Below are 4,817 nucleotides of genomic sequence, written 5' to 3'. Positions count from 1 at the left end.
TCCGTGCGGTCATCCCGCAGCCGTCCGACCAAGTCGGCCATCGTCTGCGGCGAGGCCGACTCGGCGGCCGTCCGCCCGGCTTCGACAGCGAGGCATACAAGCAGCGGAACAGCGTCGAGCGGTGCATCAACCGCCTCAAGCAGTGGCGCGGCCTGGCTACACGAACCGACAAGCTCGCGATCGCCTACCAGGCCGCACTCCATCTCGCGGGCATCCTCATCTGGATCCGACGCTGACCAAAGAGACAGAACCTAGGTCATTGTCCGGCCCGGGAGAGCGCCCGACCAGCGGAAACACGGCGATGACGTCCGGAAAGACAACAGCTTCTGGGAGTGCTGCTCTCAGCCGGGCCCATTCTGAAACGATCAGTTATGCAACCGGACTGGAACAGCCGCACTTGACCGTACAGGTCCATCCTGATTCGCCCCCGCGCCAGCAGTAGCACTTCCCGATCTGCAAAGTGCCTGGCGGACAGTTCGCCTGCGCTGCGCAGTCGGCCCTGGCGGCCTCGCACGCCTCTTTCTGCCCCGCCCCGTCGCCCTGCCCTTGAACCCCGTCCAAGGCGCCGAGGGGCTCCAGGGCGATCCCGCCGTCGCAGTCACTGCAGTCCACCACGAAGATCTGGCCGTCTCCGTTCCCGCCCCGGGCTGCCTGGAACCCATTAATCGCATCGACGGTAATGGAGCCGACCACACCGTCCTCATCGATTAGGGCAAGGCCATTATCGTTCCGCCAGACGTTGAGGAACGCCTGCACTTCTTGCACATCATCAGGCTTATTGTCGCCGTCGGCACCGACCGTTCGCGAATATGGCATGAGTGCTCCCAGGCATTCAGGGACAATTGGATCACACGCCAGCCAGTGTGACGGCACCTACGGTCCTTACCTGTCCGACACGCGGGGCGTGACAGCTCGTGACGGGCTCAGCTGCATATGGTGGGCGCACAACACCTCGGCGTGTATGAGGGCACTGTTTGCGCGCATCCGCGCAGCGCGAAGTCCAACCACTCCAGCTCGCACCGGATGAATGGGGGCAATGCTGCGCCGGACTACCTTTACGACCAGCGGCCGCCGACTCTCAGAAGCCGTTGCTGTATCGATCCCGGTGAGAGTGAGTTCGCCTCCAGCCTGAGGGCCGCTGCGAGTTGCCAGCAGTTCATCGCGTCCCCGCACATTCCGCACACCGACAGCATCCGGCACCTGTTCCTGCCGCGCCGACCGGGGCCTGAGACCTTCACCTCCCGGGTGACCGGCGGTGCCATCCCCGCAAGAGCTGCTCGCGTCCCAAGGGAGCCGGGCGTGGCCCATCAGTGGACTACGAGCGACCCGCAGGGGCGGGTGGCACGCGTCCGCTGTGATCTCATCATGCGCCTGCCCCACTAGGTGTGTAATAGGCTCTAATGGCATTCGCTCCTATACTGTGACGGATGCGGTCCATGACGATCAGGCGCGCGGTTGTGCAGGATGCAGAGCGCCTCACCGCACTGATCCAGGAATCCGGCGCCTACAGGGGGAAGTACGCCTCGATCATCTCCGGCTACCGAGTCACCGCCGACTACATTGCCCGGCACCGGGTTTTCGCGGCCGTCGATGCGGTCGGGCGACTGCTGGGCTTCTACGCCCTGGTGTTGGAGCCACCGGAGTTGGACCTGGTATTCGTGGCGGATGGCGCGCAGGGAAAGGGTGTCGGCCGACTCCTCATCGAGCACATGATCGGCCAGGCGAGGGAGGCCGGCCTGACTGACGTCCGCGTGGTCTCTCATCCCCCGGCCGAGGAGTTCTACCGGCGGCTGGGCGCCGAGCGGGTGGGGACGGTCGCCCCGTCTCCGCCGAAGGTTGCATGGGAACGCCCGGAGTTGCGGTTCACCACCGTCTGACGAGGCGCGGTCGGTCGCGCAGAGATCACAGCCACTCGTTGATGGCTGCTACGAGGACGGTTGTTTCGTAGCGGACGGCGAGCTTGTCGTACCTCGTGGCCACGGCGCGGTGCCTTTTGAGGCGATTGATACCGCACTCGACCGCGTGCCGCGCCTTGTAGTCCTCGGGGTCGAACGTCGGCGGACGGCCGCCGCGCGAGCCGCGCTTCTTGCGGTTACGAGCCTGGTCGGCCTTGTCCGGGATGGTGCAGCGGATGCCACGTCGGCGCAGGTAGGCGCGGTTCTTGCGGGAGGCGTGGGCCTTGTCCGCGCGCACCCGCCTCGGGCGGGTGCGCGGCCTGCGCGACCCCAGGCGGGGCACCCTGATGCGGCCCAGGACGGCCTCGAGCTGCGGGGAGTCCCCGCGCTGCCCGGCGGTGATCACGAGGGACATAGGCTTCTGCCCTTGGCCGACCGCCAGGTGCAACTTGGTGGTCAGCCCACCGCGGGAGCGTCCGAGCCCGTGGTCGTCCGGCTCGACGGCGACGCCGCCGGGCGGCTCCATTTGAAGGTCCCCCCTTTGCGCGCCCCGGCGGCGTGCTGGTGGGCCCGCACATTGGTGGAGTCAACGTTGATGTCCCAGGTGATCAAGTCCTTCGCGTCTGCCCCGGCTTGGAGGGCGGTGAAGATCCAGCGCCAGGTGCCGTCCCGCTGCCAGCGGCGGAACAAGTCGTACACCCGACCCCACGGCCCGTACTCGGCGGGCACGTCCCGCCAGGGGACGCCGGTACGGACCCGGAACCGTATGCCGTCAATCAGCTGCCGCCGAGTCCATATCGGCGGCCGACCGGGCTTCTTGCCCCTCGGCAACAGCGGCTCCAGCGCAGCCCATTGTGTATCCGTCAGTCTCTACCTGCCACAAACCAAGATCATCCCATGGCCAAAATCGACTTTCGACACACGCCCTGGGGGTACGGACCTGTCGGAACATCACTCTTGTCGGTGGGCCTGGGAGGACGGAAGGCCGCCCCCGTCCGGGCCATGTCCGGGACGTCGGCCCTGCCGGCTCAGGTACGCGCGCCTGATTGCTCGGCATGGCGGTTCCCGCCGACCGCCCCGAGTGGTTCGTTCACACCCTGCTGCCAGGTCGCTTGTACGGAAGTGCCGCAGGAGACGGTCGCAGGGACCCCCGAGCTCTGCCCTGAAGTACCTTCCGCCGCGCCCTGGCCGTCGGGTTGAGTGGAACGTCGCCGACGATCCCAGAAGGGGCGGAGCGATGCGAGAGCTGAAGAACGAGGAAGCCACCGGGGCTAAGGCTGGCCGGGAGGCGAGGCGCGTGCCCGCCGAGGCCGGGCACCCACGGTCCAGACTCCTCGCCCTCCAGGGCACCGTGGGCAACGCGGCGGTCGTCCAGATGCTCCGCCGGGCCGGCCACGGCCTGGACGAGGAGGAGCACCGGCACGGGGACGGCTGCGGCCACGAGGGCTTCAAGGACCCCGCCGTCCAGCGTGCTGCGGCCCCCGCCGTCCAGCGCTCCTCCGTCCACGACGTCGTGCGCAGCCCCGGCCGGCCCCTGGACCAGGCCACCCGTACGGACATGGAGTCCCGCCTCGGCGCCGACTTCTCCGACGTACGCATCCACACCGGCAGCGCCGCGAACGCCTCCGCCGCCGAGGTCGGCGCGCGTGCCTACACCTCCGGCAACCACGTCGTCCTCGCTGCGGACGGACGCGACGCGCACACCCTCGCCCACGAACTCACCCACGTCATCCAGCAGCGCCGGGGACCGGTCAGCGGTACCGACAACGGCGCCGGGCTGAAGGTCTCCGACCCCTCCGACCGTTTCGAGCGTGAGGCCGAAGCCAACGCCCGCGCGGTGATGAGCCGTCCGGCCCCCCGGGCAACCTCCGGCGGGCACCGTTCGGACAGCTCCGAGACCGGGACGGCCGGTGCGGCAAAGGCGCCCGTGCAGCGCACCCTCGCGGCGGGCCTCCCGAAGGGGACCCAGGTCGTCAAGCACACGGACGAGGGCGACGTCGAGGGGCAGACGATCCTCAGTTTCGGCTTTGGGTCCTATCTGATCTCCGCGGGCGCGGACGGCAAGAAGCCCCGGGCGTCCCTCAAGGACAAGTCGTGGGGAACGGTCGAGGGGCGGGAGGCGTCCCGCGCGGAGTACGAAGCGGCTCGCGCCGCGGAGTTGGACCCGGCGGTCCTCGCGGCCAAGCAGAAGCAGAAGGACCTCGACCTCGGCGAGAACTACCTCAGCGCCGACTACCGCCGGATCAACCCGCTCCTCGCGGCCCTCGGGCAGGTCGGCTTCACCCCCGGCGAGATCGCCGCCCCCGGCTTCTCCTACAAGTCGAAGGAGAGCGAGGTGCTCGACGCGTGGCGCAGTGTCGCCATGGCGCGGGGGTACGCAGACGAGCAGACCACAGAGGCGTGGGACGAGAAGCACCTCGCGGACACCTTCGACATCTTCGCCCGGATCAACGGCGTGTGGGACGACTTCGCGACGCCCCGCGCGAACGAGGAAGGCAACGTGGTGCGGGGCGACAGCAAGCACATGTACGAGTCGTTCGGCGGCATCCTCAAGCAGCAGGAGAACCACCCGGACGGTGGCTACGTCTCGGTCGACCAGACGATCGAGTGGCCGGCCATCCTGTCGACCACGTACGGCGATCCGTTGACCCACACGTACGTGGCCGGCAAGGAGATCGTCTGGGAGTTCGGCCTCCCAAAGGATCACCGGGGAAGGGCGCTTGGCAGGAACAACCAGTCCGAGGAGGAGATGACCTTCCCCATCGGCACCAAGATCCACATCCGCCAGATCCTCGTGCGGAGCGGCGATTTCCGGCAGGAGCAGTCGGCGAAATACGGCGAGAGCGCGACCGTGATCGTTTTCGCCGACATCCTGGCGGGCCAGGGACCGACTCGAGGGGACTAGTAGTACTTCGTTAGGTT

Annotated in this window: 4 protein-coding genes and 1 pseudogene; 3 read left to right on the top strand and 2 right to left on the bottom strand. The window is 67.9% G+C overall.

Annotated features, from left to right (window positions below; all coding sequences use genetic code 11):
• Positions 1 to 236: pseudogene (locus CCN42_RS32695) on the top strand (IS5/IS1182 family transposase); the annotation flags it as partial.
• 133 nt (positions 237 to 369) lie between these two features.
• Here the strand turns inward: CCN42_RS32695 and CCN42_RS46280 are convergent.
• Positions 370 to 816 carry a peptidoglycan-binding domain-containing protein gene (locus tag CCN42_RS46280; RefSeq protein WP_422641223.1) on the bottom strand — a complete coding sequence of 149 codons (447 nt, stop codon included), beginning with the start codon at positions 814 to 816 and terminating at the stop codon, positions 370 to 372.
• A gap of 611 nt (positions 817 to 1,427) precedes the next feature.
• Between CCN42_RS46280 and CCN42_RS32685 the strand changes: the two genes are divergently transcribed.
• Positions 1,428 to 1,877 carry a GNAT family N-acetyltransferase gene (locus CCN42_RS32685; protein ID WP_086741009.1) on the top strand — a complete coding sequence of 150 codons (450 nt, stop codon included), beginning with the start codon at positions 1,428 to 1,430 and terminating at the stop codon, positions 1,875 to 1,877.
• 25 nt (positions 1,878 to 1,902) lie between these two features.
• On the opposite strand, the gene CCN42_RS32680 is transcribed toward CCN42_RS32685, so the two are convergent.
• Positions 1,903 to 2,762 (bottom strand): IS5 family transposase gene (locus CCN42_RS32680; protein WP_422641224.1). Its coding sequence is split into 2 segments (ribosomal slippage): positions 1,903 to 2,420 and positions 2,420 to 2,762, totalling 861 coding nucleotides; the frame shifts between segments, so codons are not numbered across the junction.
• 370 nt (positions 2,763 to 3,132) lie between these two features.
• Here CCN42_RS32680 and CCN42_RS32675 point away from each other — a divergent pair.
• Complete coding sequence (locus CCN42_RS32675; protein WP_086741008.1) at positions 3,133 to 4,800, top strand: eCIS core domain-containing protein; 1,668 nt, start codon at positions 3,133 to 3,135, stop codon at positions 4,798 to 4,800.
• The last annotated feature ends 17 nt before the right edge of the window (positions 4,801 to 4,817 follow it).

It is taken from the genome of Streptomyces glaucescens (genome assembly GCF_002154375.1).
GTDB lineage: Bacteria > Actinomycetota > Actinomycetes > Streptomycetales > Streptomycetaceae > Streptomyces > Streptomyces glaucescens.
The sequence above is the reverse complement of the archived record's forward strand: the minus strand, read 5'-3'. Positions and strand labels throughout refer to the sequence as shown.

Bases quoted from the DNA above. Each gene is read 5' to 3' on its own strand.
- CCN42_RS46280 (WP_422641223.1), bottom strand. From the start codon at position 816: ATGCCATATTCGCGAACGGTCGGTGCCGACGGCGACAATAAGCCTGAT.
- CCN42_RS32685 (WP_086741009.1), top strand. From the start codon at position 1,428: ATGCGGTCCATGACGATCAGGCGCGCGGTTGTGCAGGATGCAGAGCGC.
- CCN42_RS32675 (WP_086741008.1), top strand. From the start codon at position 3,133: ATGCGAGAGCTGAAGAACGAGGAAGCCACCGGGGCTAAGGCTGGCCGG.